Source organism: Paenibacillus oleatilyticus, assembly GCF_018998565.1.
Taxonomy (GTDB): domain Bacteria; phylum Bacillota; class Bacilli; order Paenibacillales; family NBRC-103111; genus Paenibacillus_G; species Paenibacillus_G oleatilyticus.
On the sequence record NZ_JAHNZO010000002.1, the window covers coordinates 301,723 to 316,449 of the forward strand.

The following is a 14,727-nucleotide window of genomic DNA, read 5'->3' on the forward strand; positions in this document are numbered from 1 at the left end:
GCGGCCCGGCGGGAACGCAGAAGTGATGAAACGGAGGAACATCAGATGGAAATCAAAAGGCTTGAGGCGCACCAACTGTTTCAAGAGGAGCGGTTTACGAAAAAAGTATTGTTCCAAGCGGACGGAACCATCATTTTTACGTTGAATTTCATGCCGGGCCAGCAGCTTCCTGTACACCGGCATCCGGGAAGCCAGGTCTACGTGTTGGTCGTTCAAGGCGGCGGCACGATGATCGTAGACGGCGTGGAGACGGAAGTCCGGCAGGGGGACTGCGTGCGATGCGGAGGCGAGGAGTCTTTTGCTTTTGCCAATACCGGTCAAGAGCCTGCCACATTGTATGTGAACCTGAATAGCATTCCTGACGAACGTTTCACACGGGAAATATAAAGCGCTGGATGATTCGTGTACGAAGGAGCTGAAAAGCCTGAGAAATCAGGCTCGGAGTGTTGAAAAAGAGGATTTTGACTGAAATAGAGAAACATACGGAGGTGGGGTATCTACTGGAGAAGCGATAGCGTCCGCCTTTGTCATCGGGAAATGTCCGCTAATAAGCGGCTTTCCAATCAAATTTCCTGATGACAAGAGCGGTCGGAAGTAGACACCCCACCCCCTCGTACACCTCTATTACCTCAATTCACCACTTTCTCAACAAGCTCAGCCTGAGAAACGGCATAAAGTAATTAAGGATTAGCCCCCCTAAACAAACGGTTAATAAAATTGGATGATTAACGTTAATCGGTCAATTGGAATCGGTGCAAAATTTTTGTGTAAGTATGTTGCAGTCCCCAATCCTATAATACCTAAACCGATTCCAAAACAAACAACTTTGCTGCGCTATAGCAATGATGATTTCCCAACTTCCCACCGTAAGCCCCGCTGAAAGCCTCTTTATCATTTTTTTTGTTGCAAATGCAATAAAGTTGAGTTAAATTTAATGTAGTTCATTTTTATTGTATTTGCAACAAAATATGTACTGCCAAGGAGTTAATGATGAAGGAGATTCTTCGTGAAATTGGAATGATCGCAAGGGCTTTAGATTCTATAAGTAATATCGAATTTAAAGAACACGACCTTACCAAAGGGCAGTATTTGTACCTTGTGCGGATATGTGAAAACCCGGGAATCATTCAAGAAAAGTTAGCCGAGATGGTTAAAGTCGATCGTACGACAGCAGCTCGGGCGATACAAAAACTTGAAATGAATGGCTTTATTGAAAAGAAAGAGGATCAACATAACAAAAAAATAAAAAAACTGTTTCCAACGGAGAAAGGGAACAATGTTTATCCTTTTATAAAAAGAGAACATGATTATTCCAATACCGTTGCTTTAGAGGGATTTTCCGAAAAAGAAGTAGAAACCATGTTCAATCTTCTTCAAAGAGTAAGAAAAAATATAGAAAAAGACTGGGAATTGGTGAAAAAGGGAAACAAGAGAAAATATTGATTATTATAAAGGAGCGACGTATTTAAATGACTATAACTATAAAAAAGTGTACCCTTGATGATTTACTTAAACTACAAGAAATTAGTTGCGAAACTTTTAACGAGACGTTTAAGCATCAGAATTCACCCGAAAATATGAATGCCTATTTGGAAAGGGCATTTAACTTAAAACAATTGGAACAAGAATTATCCAATAGTTCTTCGCAATTCTTTTTTGTTTATTGCAACCATGAAGTTGCCGGATATTTAAAGGTCAATACCAATGATGCTCAGTCTGAAGAAATGGGTGACGAATCACTTGAAATCGAGAGGATTTATATAAAGAACAACTTTCAAAAACATGGGCTGGGTAAATACCTGCTAAATCAAGCGATAGAAATTGCGCTGGAATGTAATAAAAAGAAAATCTGGCTGGGCGTATGGGAAAGAAATGAAAATGCTATTGCTTTTTATAAGAAAATGGGGTTTGTTCAAACTGGAGCCCATTCTTTCTATATGGGTGATGAAGAACAAATTGATTTTATAATGACCAAAACCCTCAACTAACAACCAGTGAACACGGCTGCTGCCCGATCAGGGGACAGGGCTGTTTTTTTGTCCGCACAGGAGGAAAACGCTGTCTTTTCTTGAATATATAAAATATCCCTTTAAATGGACATTCGAGCTTCAACCACCATTTTCCAACGGCTGCCTGATTCACGGCAGTTGTATTTCTGCGCTTGATGTCATACAATTTGGTGGTATTGGAGGTGGTCGGAAAAATAAGGTTGAGCAGGAGAGGCGGTCTTTTTGCTGATCCGCTATTGAAGGAACATACATAGAATGGGGGCGCTTTTTTTGGAATCCAAGCAATTAGTCAGAGGACTGAAGACGCGGCATATTGAGTTGATTGCGCTCGGAGGCACGATTGGCGTCGGTCTGTTCATGGGGTCGGCAAGCACGATAAAATGGGCCGGGCCTTCCGTATTGCTGGCTTATTTGTTAGCCGGGATCATTGTGTTTTTTGTCATGCGCATCATGGGAGAGATGCTGTTTCTCGAACCGGTCACAGGATCTTTTGCTACGTTCGCTCATAAATATGTCAGCCCTCTGGCCGGTTATTTGACGGCTTGGAGCTACTGGTTCTTGTGGCTCACGGTGGGGATGGCGGAAGTGACCGCCATCGGAATTTACGTCGGCTACTGGTTTCCCGACATTCCGCAATGGCTGCCGGCCTTGGCTGGCGTAGCCATCATTGCAGCGGCCAATTTAGCGGCTGTCAAATTTTATGGGGAATTTGAATTTTGGTTCGCCATGATCAAAGTCTTCGCGATTGTCGCCATGATTGTGGTTGGAACGGCGATGATCTTCTTCGGTTTGGGCAATGGAGGACAACCTATCGGCCTTTCGAATCTTTATGCGCATGGCGGCTTTTTCGCCGGAGGATTGAAAGGGTTTTTATTTGCCCTCTGCATTGTTACGGCCGCTTATCAAGGCGTTGAATTGGTTGGAATTACCGCCGGTGAAGCGGAAAATCCGAAGTTCACCCTGCGCAAAGCGATCAAAAATGTTGTCTGGCGCATTCTGATTTTTTACGCGGGCGCCGTCTTTGTCATCGTCACGCTTTATCCATGGAACCAGGTCGGCGAGATCGGCAGCCCCTTCGTCATGACCTTTGCCAAGATAGGCATTGTCGCCGCCGCGGGCATCATCAACTTCGTTGTTCTCACGGCTGCGATGTCAGGCTGCAACAGCGGGATTTACAGTGCGGGAAGAATGCTGTACACGTTGGCCTCCAACGGTCAGGCGCCTAAATTTTTCGGAAAAGTATCCCGGAGCGGCGTCCCGAGGAACAGCATCGCTACCACGATTTCTTTGCTGTTAATCGGAGTTCTGTTTAATTACCTGCTTCCCGACTCCAAATTGTTCCTGTATATTTACAGTGCCAGCGTTCTTCCGGGGATGGTGCCGTGGCTTGCGCTTGCCTTCAGTCAATTTAAGTTCAGAAACCAATGGAAGGACAGCTTGAAGGATCATCCGTTCAAGTCTGTTTTGTTCCCGGTCAGCAACTACATCACGATCATTTTCTTGTTCCTGGTGCTAATCGGAATGTGCTTTAACCCCGATACACGCGTATCGCTAATTGTCGGAGCGGTATTCATTCTGATCGTCGTTGTGAGCTATTATGTCTTTGGCATGGGAAAGCGGCAAAAAGTCGAAGCAGAGAAGGAAGTCTAGAAGGCTGCTATAACAAAATGGCGCCGAGCGGGCTCAGGTCATGTCCTGGTCCGCTCGGCTTTTTTTATTTCAAATCGGGTACATCGAAGTATTGATATAATTTCCAACTGGGGTTACCATGTTAGAAGTGTTTCTTGACACTCAAGACTAGCTTGATGGGACATGTCTCCGAACGCCTGCTATGGCAGCATGGACTGAACTTTTGGGAGGGAACGGGAATTGAGCGAAGAAGCAAACGCAGTGGGCTGGGATGCCATTGATCGGGAAATGTCGAGGCTTTATGGGGACCAGGAGCCGAAGCATTACGGAACGATCCTTCCCTATTCATTGGGGGGCCAAGACCCGCTGGACGGAATCAGTGTGTATAAGGCGGACAAGCCTGCGCCGCATTGGCATTTCGTGACTTATGGATTTACGGAGCTGTACGATAAGGAATCGGACAATGCCGAAGAGAGCGGCTATGGATTTGAATTGACGTTTCGGCTGACGCACGGGGAAGAAGAGGAAGAACCTCCGGCTTGGGCGCTGAACCTGCTGCAAAATATGGGAAGATACGTTTTTAATAGCGGCAATATTTTTAGATCGGGCGATTACTTGGATGCCAACGGCCCGATCTGCCTGGGTGCCGATACGCTGCTGACCGCCTTGGCCTTCGTGGAGGACCCGGAGCTTCCGGCCATCGATACGCCGAACGGGCGGGTGGAATTTTTGCAGATGGTCGGCATCACGCGCGACGAGCTCGAAGCGATGCAAACGTGGAATACGCTTGGCGTGCTCTCCGTTTGTTTGGATCATATGCCTCATTACATCACGGATCTGTCACGGGCCTCATATCTGGATATTCCTTCCATATCGGAAGCTGTGCAGAAAGGAATGCAGGAGGAAGGCTCGAACACCGGGTTCTTATATGTCGATCAATTGGCTTGGGAGCCGGGTAAAAAAGGGTGGTTCAGCAAGACGTCTTCCACAATTAAGCTGGGGGCCAAGCAGGCCGGAATCATTGGGAAACTGCTTCAAGGGCGCATTCTGAAGGGGAAAGATCTGACACTGGTCAGCCGGGAAATCCGGGTCGTGTTTGAGGCGGGGGAGAAGCCGGGTTGCGAAGCCGGAGAGGACGAGGTCCGACTTACGCTGGATGAGGCGACGGCCGGGGAATTCAGCCGGAAATTGCTGCCCAAAGAAAGCGTCATTGAGCTCTCTGCTTTACCGGGAATCGCCATTCAGATTGTAAAAACACACATCAAGGATAACGAAGGAAACGTCGTAGAGGTTATCGGATAAAGCTGCCTGCTCTTGGCGGCTGCATGATCGAAACGGCGAAGCGCACACCGTCAGCGGGACAAACGTCCTGCCGGCGGTTTCTTTTTTTTGCCGATACGCAGACCATCCTGACATAAGGTTGTCAGGGAGGGGCGTTTAAGATAGAGATGCAGCCGAACGAATGGAGGGGGAAGTGCAAATGCAAGAGTATATCGTCATAAAGGGTGCAAGAGAAAATAATTTAAAAAATGTATCACTCCGGATTCCGAAGCGGAAAATAACGATTTTTACCGGCGTATCGGGCTCGGGCAAGTCGTCGATCGTCTTCGATACCGTCAGTGCCGAAGCCCAGCGCCAGCTGAGCGAGACGTTTACGGCATTCATCCGTAACCGTCTGCCCCGGTACGGCCAGCCGGACGCGGATGCGATCGAAAACTTGTCGACGGCCATCGTCATCGATCAGAGACGTCTCGGCGCCAATTCCTGCTCGACCGTAGGGACGATCACGGACATTTATTCGCTGCTCCGGCTGTTGTTCTCGCGGATCGGCAAGCCGTATATCGGGTATTCCCACGCGTTTTCTTTTAACGATCCTGCGGGGATGTGCCCGGAATGCGACGGCATGGGCCGGAGTGTCTCGCTTGATGTGCACGGGCTGTTTGACAAATCCCGGTCGCTGAACGAAGGAGCGATCCTGTTTCCGGTGTTCGCGGTAGGCACCTGGTATTGGAAAACGTACACCTTATCGGGGCTGTTCGATAACGATAAGAAGCTGGAAGCGTACACGGAGGAAGAATGGCATACGCTCCTTTACGGGAAAGGCACCAAAATTGCTCTCCCCTCCAAAGGCGGTCCCGTTCACTCCGACTTCGAAGGCGTGGTCAACAAGTTTACCCGCTTGTTCATCAAGAGGGACAGCAGCGAGCTGTCGGAAAAGACGCAAAGTCAAGTGCAGCGGTTCATCCGGCTGTCGACATGCCCGCGGTGTGATGGTACCCGGCTCAGCCAAGCGGCCTTGAGCTGCAGGATCAACGGCCTCAACATAGCTGAACATGCCGCGATGGAGATCGGAGAGCTCATTCCGGTTCTCCGCGAAATCCGCGATTCGGTCGCGGCGCCGATCGTATCCAGCCTGACGGAGCGGCTGCAGCATATGGTCGATATGGGGCTCGACTATCTCAGTCTGAATCGTGAAACGGCCACTTTATCGGGAGGTGAATCGCAGCGGATCAAGATGGTCCGGCATCTAAGCAGCAGCTTGATCGACATGATTTATATTTTCGACGAGCCGAGCATCGGCCTGCATCCGCGCGACGTGCATCGGTTGAACGGACTGCTGCGGAAGCTGCGGGATAAAGGCAATACCGTGCTTGTTGTGGAGCACGACCGGGATGTCATTCACATTGCAGACCACATCGTCGATGTCGGACCGCGCGCTGGTGCCGAAGGCGGAGAGATTACGTACGAAGGCGGATTGCAAGGATTGTTACAATCGGATACGCTTACGGGACAAGCGATGAGGCAGGGGGTCCCGATGAAGGCTGATTATCGGAAACCGACCGGATATATGAGGATTGCAGATGCCGCGCTGCACAATCTGAAAAACGTGACGGTCGACATTCCCGTCGGCGTTCTGACCGTAGTGACCGGCGTGGCAGGCTCAGGCAAGAGCACGCTCATCAACGGGGTATTTCTGCCCGCACATCCCGATGCGGTTGTCATCGATCAATCGTCCGTCAATACGTCTATTCGTTCCAATCCTGCGACGTATACGGGCCTGATGGACGAGATACGCAAATGCTTCGCACGGTCGAACAAGGTGAACGCGTCGCTGTTCAGCTTCAATTCCAAAGGGGCATGTCCGGAATGTCAAGGGCTTGGCGTCATCTATACCGACCTCGCCTTTATGGAAGGCGTCGTAACCGTGTGTGAAATATGCGAAGGGAAGCGTTTTAAAGACGAGGTGCTGCAATACGCATTTAAGGGAAAATCCATTTCGGATGTGCTTGCCATGAGTGTCCGGCAGGCGCTCCAGTTCTTTCAGGATCACGCCACCATACGGCCCACGCTGCAGGCTCTTTACGATGTAGGACTCGATTATTTAACGCTCGGCCAGCCGTTAAGCACGTTGTCGGGCGGGGAATGCCAGCGTCTCAAGCTCGCTTGCGAGCTGCACAAGAAGGGGCGCATCTATGTGATGGACGAACCGACGACGGGGCTGCATATGTCGGACATCGGGCATTTGCTGGCTATTTTAGAACGTTTGGTAGAGGGAGGAAGTACGGTCATCGTGATCGAACATAATCTGGATATGATCAAGCAGGCGGACTGGATTATCGACATGGGACCTGAAGGCGGACATAAAGGAGGGGAAGTGGTGTTTGCAGGGACCCCGCGGCAAATGCTTGACGCCAGCCATTCCGTTACCGGCTCTTATTTGCGCGAATCGTTAGGGAAGGGAGGGGGTTCGTTTGAGGCTTGACCGGCTGTTTTCGATTACGATGATGCTATTGAACCACAAAAGAATAAGCGCAACGGACTTGGCCGCCCGGTTTGAAGTATCGCTCCGAACGATCTACAGAGACATGGAAACGATCAACCGGGCGGGCATTCCCGTCGTCTCTTTTTCCGGTTCGGACGGCGGGTACGAAATTATGCAGAGCTACCGGCTGGACAGACAATACTTGTCGCTCGAGGATTTGTATTCGATCTACAGTGCCTTGCGGGGGATGCAGTCCGCAACCGGCGATACGGGGATGGCGGAGCTTCTGGACCGGGTCGGCGCCCTGATCTCGGATAAGCTGCATGATCTTGATACGAGCGGGATGCTTCTTGACTTTGCTTCGGCATCCGGTCCCAAGGAGCATCTTCGCACGCTCCATCTTGCGATTAAGGAACTCCGATTGGTCCAATTGGATTATATGGATATTCACGGCGTGGAAACGCAGCGCATGGTCGAGCCGATGGGACTGTATTTGAAAAGCAATGCCTGGTACCTGTGGGGGTATTGCCGGGTTCGTTGCGCTTTGCGGGTCTTTCGGCTTTCCCGTATGAACCGGGTGCGGATGATGTCCGAAACGTTTAGCCGTCGCGGGCTATCGATAGAGGATGTCGATGCCGACCGCGTCCAGAGCGGTGCGGCTCCGTGCGTCTGTGTACGCCTTCGTTTTCAAGCCGCGGTCAAAACGAGGGTAAGGGACGAATTTTTACCGGATCAGCTTAAGAGCGGTCCGGACGGAACGATCTTGGCCAATGCCTGCTATTATACGAAAGAAAGTGCGATTCGGCATCTGATGAGCTATGGCACGAACGTAACCTTGCTGGCCCCTTCCGAATTGGTTGACGACTTTCGCAGACATATCGCCGAGATCGCCAAGATGTATTCATAGAATCACTGCAGGTGCAAGGTGTATAAAGAAATCTCGCAAAAACCTTGCACCTGATCCAATTTTGAATCTCGATTTCTCACATTTTTGAAATGTTGTCGGAGTGGCACCCCCTATCTACATATTGACAATAGTTTGATGTAAAACTATAATGAGGCCATGAGAATAAAAGATGGTATATCATTAATTTCCAAAATACGAGAGAAGGTCAATCGACTCATTGTATCCGAGATGATGGAACACGGGGTAGAGGGTATTGTAACTTCACATGGTGATATCCTCCATGCTCTATTTAAGAAGCCAAGACTTACTATGGCAGAGATTGCCGAGAAGATTGGCAGGGATAAATCAACCGTAACGGCACTTGTGGATAAATTGGTCAGACTCGGTTATGTGGCAAAGGAAAGAGACACAGCGGATGCAAGAGTTGTTTATGTGACCTTAACTCACAAAGGGAATGAACTGAAACCTGTGTTCGAGGAAATATCCAATACAGTTATAGACGTTTTTTACTTAAACATCTCACAAAATGAACAGGAAGAGTTAGTAAGAATTTTAAATAAGATTTATAGTAACTTTTAATTTTTTTTATTATTTAGTTTGACATCAAACTATAATGGGTTATGGAGGGAAAATTGTATGAAAAAAATCAAAATCTACAGAAGCATTGCTAAGTTGAAGCGTATCGATATGTTTTACTTTGATACAAAAACCGAAGGGCCACCTATTCTTTGTCTTCATGGAAGAAGGGGAAGAGCAGAAACCTGGTTTGATTTTATCCAACACTATGGAGAACAATACAGAATTATCGCACCAGATCAGAGAGGACATGGATTGAGTAGTAAACCTATATCGAAATATACGGCTGAAGAAATGGCCGAGGACATCATTCAACTATTAGATTTTTTAAAGATAGATTCCATCATTTTAGTAGGTCATTCCATGGGTGGAGCAGTAGCAGGATATTTAGCAGCGGTATATCCTGAGTACGTAAAAGCAGTAGCTATCCTTGACAAATCTGCATCAGGACCTGTAGAGCCAAACAAGGTAATGATAGATAAAAGCCAACTCCGTGACCCATTGACAAAAAATTGGCCCTTACCCTTTGCCACACGGAACGAAGCAATGAATTTTATTAGAAAGGCTGCGGATTCTAATTTGGAATATCAGTATTTTATGAATAGTTTGGTGGAAACTGTAGAGGGGTATCAGATGATGTTCAGTTCACAGGCTATGGCTGCCAACATGGCGTATTATGAAAATTGGTTTCATCTATTACCGAGCATACAGTGTCTGGTATTGTTAATCAGAGCAAAAGGCAACCAAACAATATCGGACGAAGATTTTATTAGCATGCAATCCCTGATTCCGAATTGTATTGCCCATGAAATGTCACATCCCGACCACAATGTTCATTTAAGTAACAAAGAAGAATTTTATGAATGGTTTGATATGTTTTTGAAAGGAATTTAACAGGCAACAATATGCCCAAACGCGCTGGAAAGTGTATAATAAACTGGTAGAAGTAAACACTAAAACGGCGACTTGTATTTATTTTTGAACGATAAAAAGGAGATCCGATGACTGAGAACAAAGCAATCATAGATCCGGGATGGAATTTCGATAACAGCTATGCCCGTCTGCCGGAAACGTTTTTTTCCAGGCTTGAGCCGGCCCCTGTCCGTTCGCCGAAGCTGATCGTTCTGAATGACTGGTTAGCGGCATCCCTGGGGTTGAACGTCGAGGCGCTGCAAGGCAGCGAGGGTGTAGCGGTGTTTGCAGGAAATCGTATTCCCGAAGGGGCCGCGCCTCTTGCCCAGGCTTACGCAGGGCATCAATTTGGCCATTTCACCATGCTGGGAGACGGCCGGGCCTTGCTGCTTGGCGAACAGATTACCCCCGACAATACGCGGGTAGATATTCAGCTCAAGGGATCGGGCAGGACGCCATATTCCCGCGGCGGAGACGGTCGGGCGGCGCTTGGACCGATGCTGCGCGAATATATCATCAGCGAAGCGATGCATGCGCTCGGCGTTCCGACCACCCGCAGTTTGGCGGTGGTGACGACCGGCGAGGGAATCATCCGCGAAACCGAGCTGCCCGGTGCGGTTCTGACCCGCGTGGCTGCCAGTCATATACGCGTCGGCACCTTTCAATACGCTGCCAATTGGGGCGGCGTCGAGGAGCTGCGGACTTTGGCGGATTACACCATTCAGAGGCATTATCCGCACGCCGACGCGACGGAGAACCGCTATCTTTCCTTGCTTCAGGAAGTGATCAAGCGTCAGGCTGCGCTGATTGCCAAATGGCAGCTCGTCGGCTTTATTCACGGGGTGATGAATACCGATAATATGGCCCTGAGCGGAGAGACCATCGATTACGGTCCTTGCGCTTTCATGGATGCCTACGATCCGGCAACGGTATTCAGCTCCATCGACGTTCACGGCCGCTATGCCTATGGAAATCAGCCGTCGATTGCCGCATGGAATCTCGCGAGATTGGCCGAAGCGTTATTGCCGCTGCTGCATGATGACGAGGATGAGGCGATCCGGCTGGCGGAGGATGCCATTTCCGGTTTTGTCGAACAATTTGCCGGTCATTGGCTCGCGGGAATGAGGGCGAAGCTTGGCCTCTTTAATGAAGAGCCGGAGGACGAAGCTCTGATGAAGGACCTTCTCGTCATGATGCAGAAGCATCAGGCGGACTACACCAATACATTCCGGGCTTTGACGTTCGATAAGCACGAGGATTTGGCATTCAACGGAACGACGGAATTCGCGCAATGGCAGGAGCGGTGGCAGGCGAGACGGGGGAGACAGCAAGAGCCGCAGGCCTCCTCGCAGCAATTGATGCGCAGCAGCAATCCCGCGATCATCCCGCGCAACCACCGGGTAGAGGAAGCGCTGGACGCCGCGGTGAAGCAGGGAGATTACAGCGTAATGGAGCGGCTTGTGCAGGCTCTTTCGAATCCTTATGCGCACTCTCCCGAACAGGCGGAATACTGCACGCTGCCCGCAGCATCCGACCGTCCTTACCGCACCTTTTGCGGCACGTGATCGTGTGAGGTTCTTGACAATACGTTCCAATTCGGGTATAACTACTTTTAAATATCGTGCCACGAATTGAATAAGCCAACATAAATGAACGGGACAGTAGTTCAGGACGAACAGTCGCAGCGAGCCGGAGGTGGTGAAAGCCGGTACGTTGGTCTTGGATGAAGCGGACCCGGGATATGATTTGCCGAACCGGACTCGTCAAGCTAGGCTTCAGGCCTTCGGGACGACGCGCAGTAGGCAGATCCGGTCAAGGACCGTTACACGATTAAGCGGTGAATCGCCAATTTTGGCGATTTGCACATAGAGTGGTACCGCGGGAAGCAATAGGCTCTCGTCTCTTTTTTGGAGACGGGGGCCTTTTTGATTTTCATAAATTTATCCATACGGAGGTCGGGAAAATGATTCATAAGCAGCTTCATCAAGCGCTAGAAGACATTGCAGAGCAGCTTCTTCAGGAAGCGGGGCATACCGTACCGGAGGAACTGTCGATCGTGATTGAACATCCGGCAAATGACCGGCACGGGGAGTACAGCACGAATCTGGCCATGAAGCTGGTGCGGGTGCTCAAGAAGAATCCTTTAACAATCGCTAACGAGATCAAAGCGAGGCTGGCAGATCATCAGCGCGTTGCGGGATGGTTCGAACGTATTGAGGTCGCGGCGCCGGGTTTTGTGAATTTGTTTATTCATTGGGAGCACTGGATTGCTAACTCGCACCGCCAGGATGCCTTCCAGCCGGAAAATGAGCTCAAAAAAGTATTGATCGAGCATACGTCGATTAATCCGAATAAATCGGCGCATATCGGACATTTGCGTAATTCGTGCATTGGCGATACTTTGGCAAGGATGCTTAAGCGGGTGGGCCATCAGGTCGAGGTTCACAATTACATCGACGATTTGGGCAACCAGCTGGCCGATACGGTTGTCGGCGTATTGCGGACGTCGGTACAGCAGCAGCATACCCGGTTTGGCGATTTTTGCTGGGACGTCTATGCGGAAATCAACCGGAAGTACCGCGAACAGCCCGAGCTGGAGCAGGAACGGGCGAATGTATTGCATCATCTGGAGCTAGGTCACAACAATATTGCCTGGCTCGGTACGTTGGTAGCGGAGCAAATCGTCAGGGAGCATCTGGAGGACATGCGGCAGTTTGGAATTGACTACGATGTGCTGGTGTGGGAGAGCAGCATTGTTCGTGAGGGCTTCTGGCAGGAGACGTTTGAGAGGCTGCAAAAAACCGATCTGTTCCGGCAAGAAAGCGAAGGCAAGCTGGCCGGCTGTTGGGTGCTCAAGCAGACGTTGGAGGAGGCCGATCCAGCCGGACAGACGGAATTCCACAGCGACTAGGTGCTGGTACGATCCAACGGCATCCTGACGTACACGGCCAAAGATATTGCCTATCACCTGTGGAAGTTCGGTTTGCTCGATAAAACATTCCGCTATCAGCCCTTCGGCAGTGGGGTATGGTCTACGCATTCGCAAGGCGTGGAGCAGGACATTGGGCGGGCGGATAGGGTCGTCAACGTGATCGACCATCGTCAAGAATACCCGCAGCAGATGGTGAAGCAGGCATTGCAGGCATTGGGGGACGATAAGCAAGCTGCTCAGCTGCATCACGTCAGCTATGGGGTGGTATCACTGAGCCGGGCGACGGCCGAAAGTCTTGGCGTCGACACATCCGACGGCAGGTCATCGTATCCGATGTCCGGGAGACAGGGGATCGGCATCAAAGTGGCGGAGCTTGTCGCGCACATGGAAGCCGTTATCGAAGCCCAGCGCTCGCAGCACGAAGGCTTGGACAGCCGCTCGATCGCAGCGGCAGCGATCAGGTACTATTTGCTTAAATTCCATCTGCAGACGGAAGTGGTGTTCGATTTAGAGCAAGCAACGGAGGTGTCCGGCAATACCGGGGTGTATTTAATGTACTCTTATGCCAGGGCATGCAGCATTTTGGATAAAGGCCGTTTCCTGACGGACACGGCGGTCAACGATATCGCCGCGATCGCGGCATATCCGGTCGCAGAGGGGCTTGCGCCGCAGGAATATGCGGTTCTCAAGCAGCTCGCTTACTGGCCGGAGACCTTGGAGGAAGTCGTTGCCGGCTTGGCGCCAAATGTGCTTTGTACGTACCTGTATGAGCTGGCGTCGCTTTTCAACCATTTCTATACGGCATGCCAGATTCTTAAGACGGACGAAGGTACGCAAGGGTTCCGTCTGTGGCTGGTCGGACGGTATCGCGATACGATGCACGACGGGCTGTCCATCCTCGGCTTGCCTGCCCCGAACCGGATGTAGACATCGATACGTGATAGAGTCGTACAAATGTTCCCGGTCGTTCACCATATATTTTGACTTCCACAAATAAAATTAAATATAATCAATTATATCTAAACATAATTAATTATATTGAATTCCATGTAATGTTGCGGATAATCACATTGAATAAATCTATTTAGTATTAATAAGTATGATGTGATTCGTACCAACAATGGAGTTGAAAGGGATGTGGATGGAATGGCCGGGATCATCAATTGGGAAAAGATGCTTGAACTCGCTTATGGCAAGACAACGGATGACAGGGATGTGGATCCGGCTAAGTTTTGGGATCCGTTCGGCTATATGTATGACAAGATGTCCAGAATGGAAAAAAGCTATACGAAACATCAAGTGGACGCTATGATTCTGGACCCCCATGACCGTGTTCTGGATGTAGGCTGCGGGACAGGAAGATTGTGTGTGCCGATTTCTAAAAAAGTGGGCAGCATCACCGCTATCGATGCTTCTCCGAACATGTTGAGTTATGCAAGAAAATACGCCGAAGAAGAGCAGGCGGATAATGTTCATTTTCATCTGGTGGATTGGAATAACGAAAGTGAAATCAACCAATTAGAACAGCATGATGTCGTTTTTGCATCACGCACCGTTGCGCTGAAAGATATTAAGAGACTAAATAAGCTTGCCAAAAAATATGTCTTTCTTTTGAGTTTTGCCAATGGGCCGTCCTTAAGATCGATACAATTGGATTTATTTCGCGGAGTAAGAGGCAATGTACAGCTGGACTTTAAGGAAAACCGCCAGCTCGGGTATAACATTCGGTTTAATATGCTGTACGACTTGGGGATTGATCCAAGCGTCGTCATCGTGAAAGACGGGTTTGAAAAAAACTTTCGGAATAAAGAAGAAGCCTATGATGATTTAAGAACTTTAGGAACGGTGGACGAGGATCAAGAAGATGTATTCAGGCAAAATGTAGACAAGTATTTGATCGAAGGTAAGGACGGTTCCGTTCGGTTTGTAAGAGAAACCTCCACTTATGTCATGTGGTGGAAGCCTGAAGACGTGGATTTTACATACGAAGGAGTCTAAC

13 protein-coding genes, 1 pseudogene and 1 other annotated feature are annotated in these 14,727 nt (G+C 49.4%); of the genes and pseudogenes, 13 read left to right on the forward strand and 1 reads right to left on the reverse strand.

The features are described from left to right. Window positions 1–45 precede the first annotated feature (45 nt). The gene (locus tag KQX66_RS04575; protein WP_216790292.1) at window positions 46–387 is read left to right on the forward strand and encodes a cupin domain-containing protein; all 342 of its coding nucleotides are present in this window, start codon (window positions 46–48) and stop codon (window positions 385–387) included. 247 nt (window positions 388–634) lie between these two features. On the opposite strand, the pseudogene KQX66_RS37255 reads toward KQX66_RS04575, so the two are convergent. Next, window positions 635–831: pseudogene (locus tag KQX66_RS37255) on the reverse strand (hypothetical protein); the annotation flags it as partial. A 159-nt stretch (window positions 832–990) separates the two neighbouring features. Between KQX66_RS37255 and KQX66_RS04580 the strand changes: the two are divergent. The 12 genes from KQX66_RS04580 to KQX66_RS04630 all read left to right on the forward strand — a co-directional run bounded on the left by KQX66_RS04580 (window position 991) and on the right by KQX66_RS04630 (window position 14,726). Next, entirely contained in the window at window positions 991–1,443 is a 453-nt protein-coding gene (locus KQX66_RS04580; protein WP_216790295.1) for a MarR family winged helix-turn-helix transcriptional regulator, read from the forward strand. Between the two features lie 26 nt (window positions 1,444–1,469). Beyond that, entirely contained in the window at window positions 1,470–1,988 is a 519-nt protein-coding gene (gene paiA / locus KQX66_RS04585; protein WP_216790297.1) for a spermidine/spermine N(1)-acetyltransferase, read from the forward strand. A gap of 291 nt (window positions 1,989–2,279) precedes the next feature. Further along, complete coding sequence (locus KQX66_RS04590; RefSeq protein ID WP_216790299.1) at window positions 2,280–3,659, forward strand: amino acid permease; 1,380 nt, start codon at window positions 2,280–2,282, stop codon at window positions 3,657–3,659. A gap of 219 nt (window positions 3,660–3,878) precedes the next feature. After that, entirely contained in the window at window positions 3,879–4,940 is a 1,062-nt protein-coding gene (locus KQX66_RS04595; protein WP_216790302.1) for a suppressor of fused domain protein, read from the forward strand. Between the two features lie 178 nt (window positions 4,941–5,118). Beyond that, a complete protein-coding gene (locus KQX66_RS04600) occupies window positions 5,119–7,401 on the forward strand; it encodes an ATP-binding cassette domain-containing protein (RefSeq protein WP_216790304.1) in 2,283 nt (760 codons plus the stop codon). Continuing rightward, window positions 7,391–8,308 (forward strand): helix-turn-helix transcriptional regulator, encoded by a 918-nt coding sequence (locus KQX66_RS04605; protein ID WP_216790307.1) that lies wholly within the window; start codon window positions 7,391–7,393, stop codon window positions 8,306–8,308. Before KQX66_RS04600 ends, KQX66_RS04605 begins: the two co-directional genes overlap by 11 nt. 156 nt (window positions 8,309–8,464) lie before the next feature. Further along, a complete protein-coding gene (locus KQX66_RS04610; protein ID WP_216790309.1) occupies window positions 8,465–8,887 on the forward strand; it encodes a MarR family winged helix-turn-helix transcriptional regulator in 423 nt (140 codons plus the stop codon). A gap of 57 nt (window positions 8,888–8,944) precedes the next feature. Continuing rightward, window positions 8,945–9,778, forward strand: coding sequence for an alpha/beta fold hydrolase (locus KQX66_RS04615; protein WP_216790311.1), 834 nt, complete (start codon window positions 8,945–8,947; stop codon window positions 9,776–9,778). Between the two features lie 107 nt (window positions 9,779–9,885). Beyond that, window positions 9,886–11,361 carry a protein adenylyltransferase SelO gene (locus KQX66_RS04620; RefSeq protein ID WP_216790313.1) on the forward strand — a complete coding sequence of 492 codons (1,476 nt, stop codon included), beginning with the start codon at window positions 9,886–9,888 and terminating at the stop codon, window positions 11,359–11,361. Window positions 11,362–11,436: 75 nt separating this feature from the next. After that, window positions 11,437–11,703 (forward strand) — a binding site (T-box leader). Window positions 11,704–11,759: 56 nt separating this feature from the next. Continuing rightward, complete coding sequence (gene argS / locus KQX66_RS37970) at window positions 11,760–12,707, forward strand: arginine--tRNA ligase domain-containing protein (protein ID WP_306665858.1); 948 nt, start codon at window positions 11,760–11,762, stop codon at window positions 12,705–12,707. After that, window positions 12,708–13,655 (forward strand): DALR anticodon-binding domain-containing protein, encoded by a 948-nt coding sequence (locus tag KQX66_RS37975; protein WP_308647114.1) that lies wholly within the window; start codon window positions 12,708–12,710, stop codon window positions 13,653–13,655. It abuts the gene before it with no gap. Between the two features lie 219 nt (window positions 13,656–13,874). Next, on the forward strand, window positions 13,875–14,726 hold the full coding sequence (locus tag KQX66_RS04630) for a class I SAM-dependent methyltransferase (RefSeq protein ID WP_216790315.1): 852 nt from the start codon (window positions 13,875–13,877) through the stop codon (window positions 14,724–14,726). Window position 14,727 lies beyond the last annotated feature (1 nt).

Coding starts and splice junctions, on each gene's coding strand:
- KQX66_RS04630 (WP_216790315.1), top strand. CDS start 13,875: ATGGCCGGGATCATCAATTGGGAAAAGATGCTTGAACTCGCTTATGGC.
- KQX66_RS04620 (WP_216790313.1), top strand. CDS start 9,886: ATGACTGAGAACAAAGCAATCATAGATCCGGGATGGAATTTCGATAAC.
- KQX66_RS04600 (WP_216790304.1), top strand. CDS start 5,119: ATGCAAGAGTATATCGTCATAAAGGGTGCAAGAGAAAATAATTTAAAA.
- KQX66_RS04610 (WP_216790309.1), top strand. CDS start 8,465: ATGAGAATAAAAGATGGTATATCATTAATTTCCAAAATACGAGAGAAG.
- KQX66_RS04575 (WP_216790292.1), top strand. CDS start 46: ATGGAAATCAAAAGGCTTGAGGCGCACCAACTGTTTCAAGAGGAGCGG.
- KQX66_RS04580 (WP_216790295.1), top strand. CDS start 991: ATGAAGGAGATTCTTCGTGAAATTGGAATGATCGCAAGGGCTTTAGAT.
- argS (WP_306665858.1), top strand. CDS start 11,760: ATGATTCATAAGCAGCTTCATCAAGCGCTAGAAGACATTGCAGAGCAG.
- paiA (WP_216790297.1), top strand. CDS start 1,470: ATGACTATAACTATAAAAAAGTGTACCCTTGATGATTTACTTAAACTA.
- KQX66_RS04615 (WP_216790311.1), top strand. CDS start 8,945: ATGAAAAAAATCAAAATCTACAGAAGCATTGCTAAGTTGAAGCGTATC.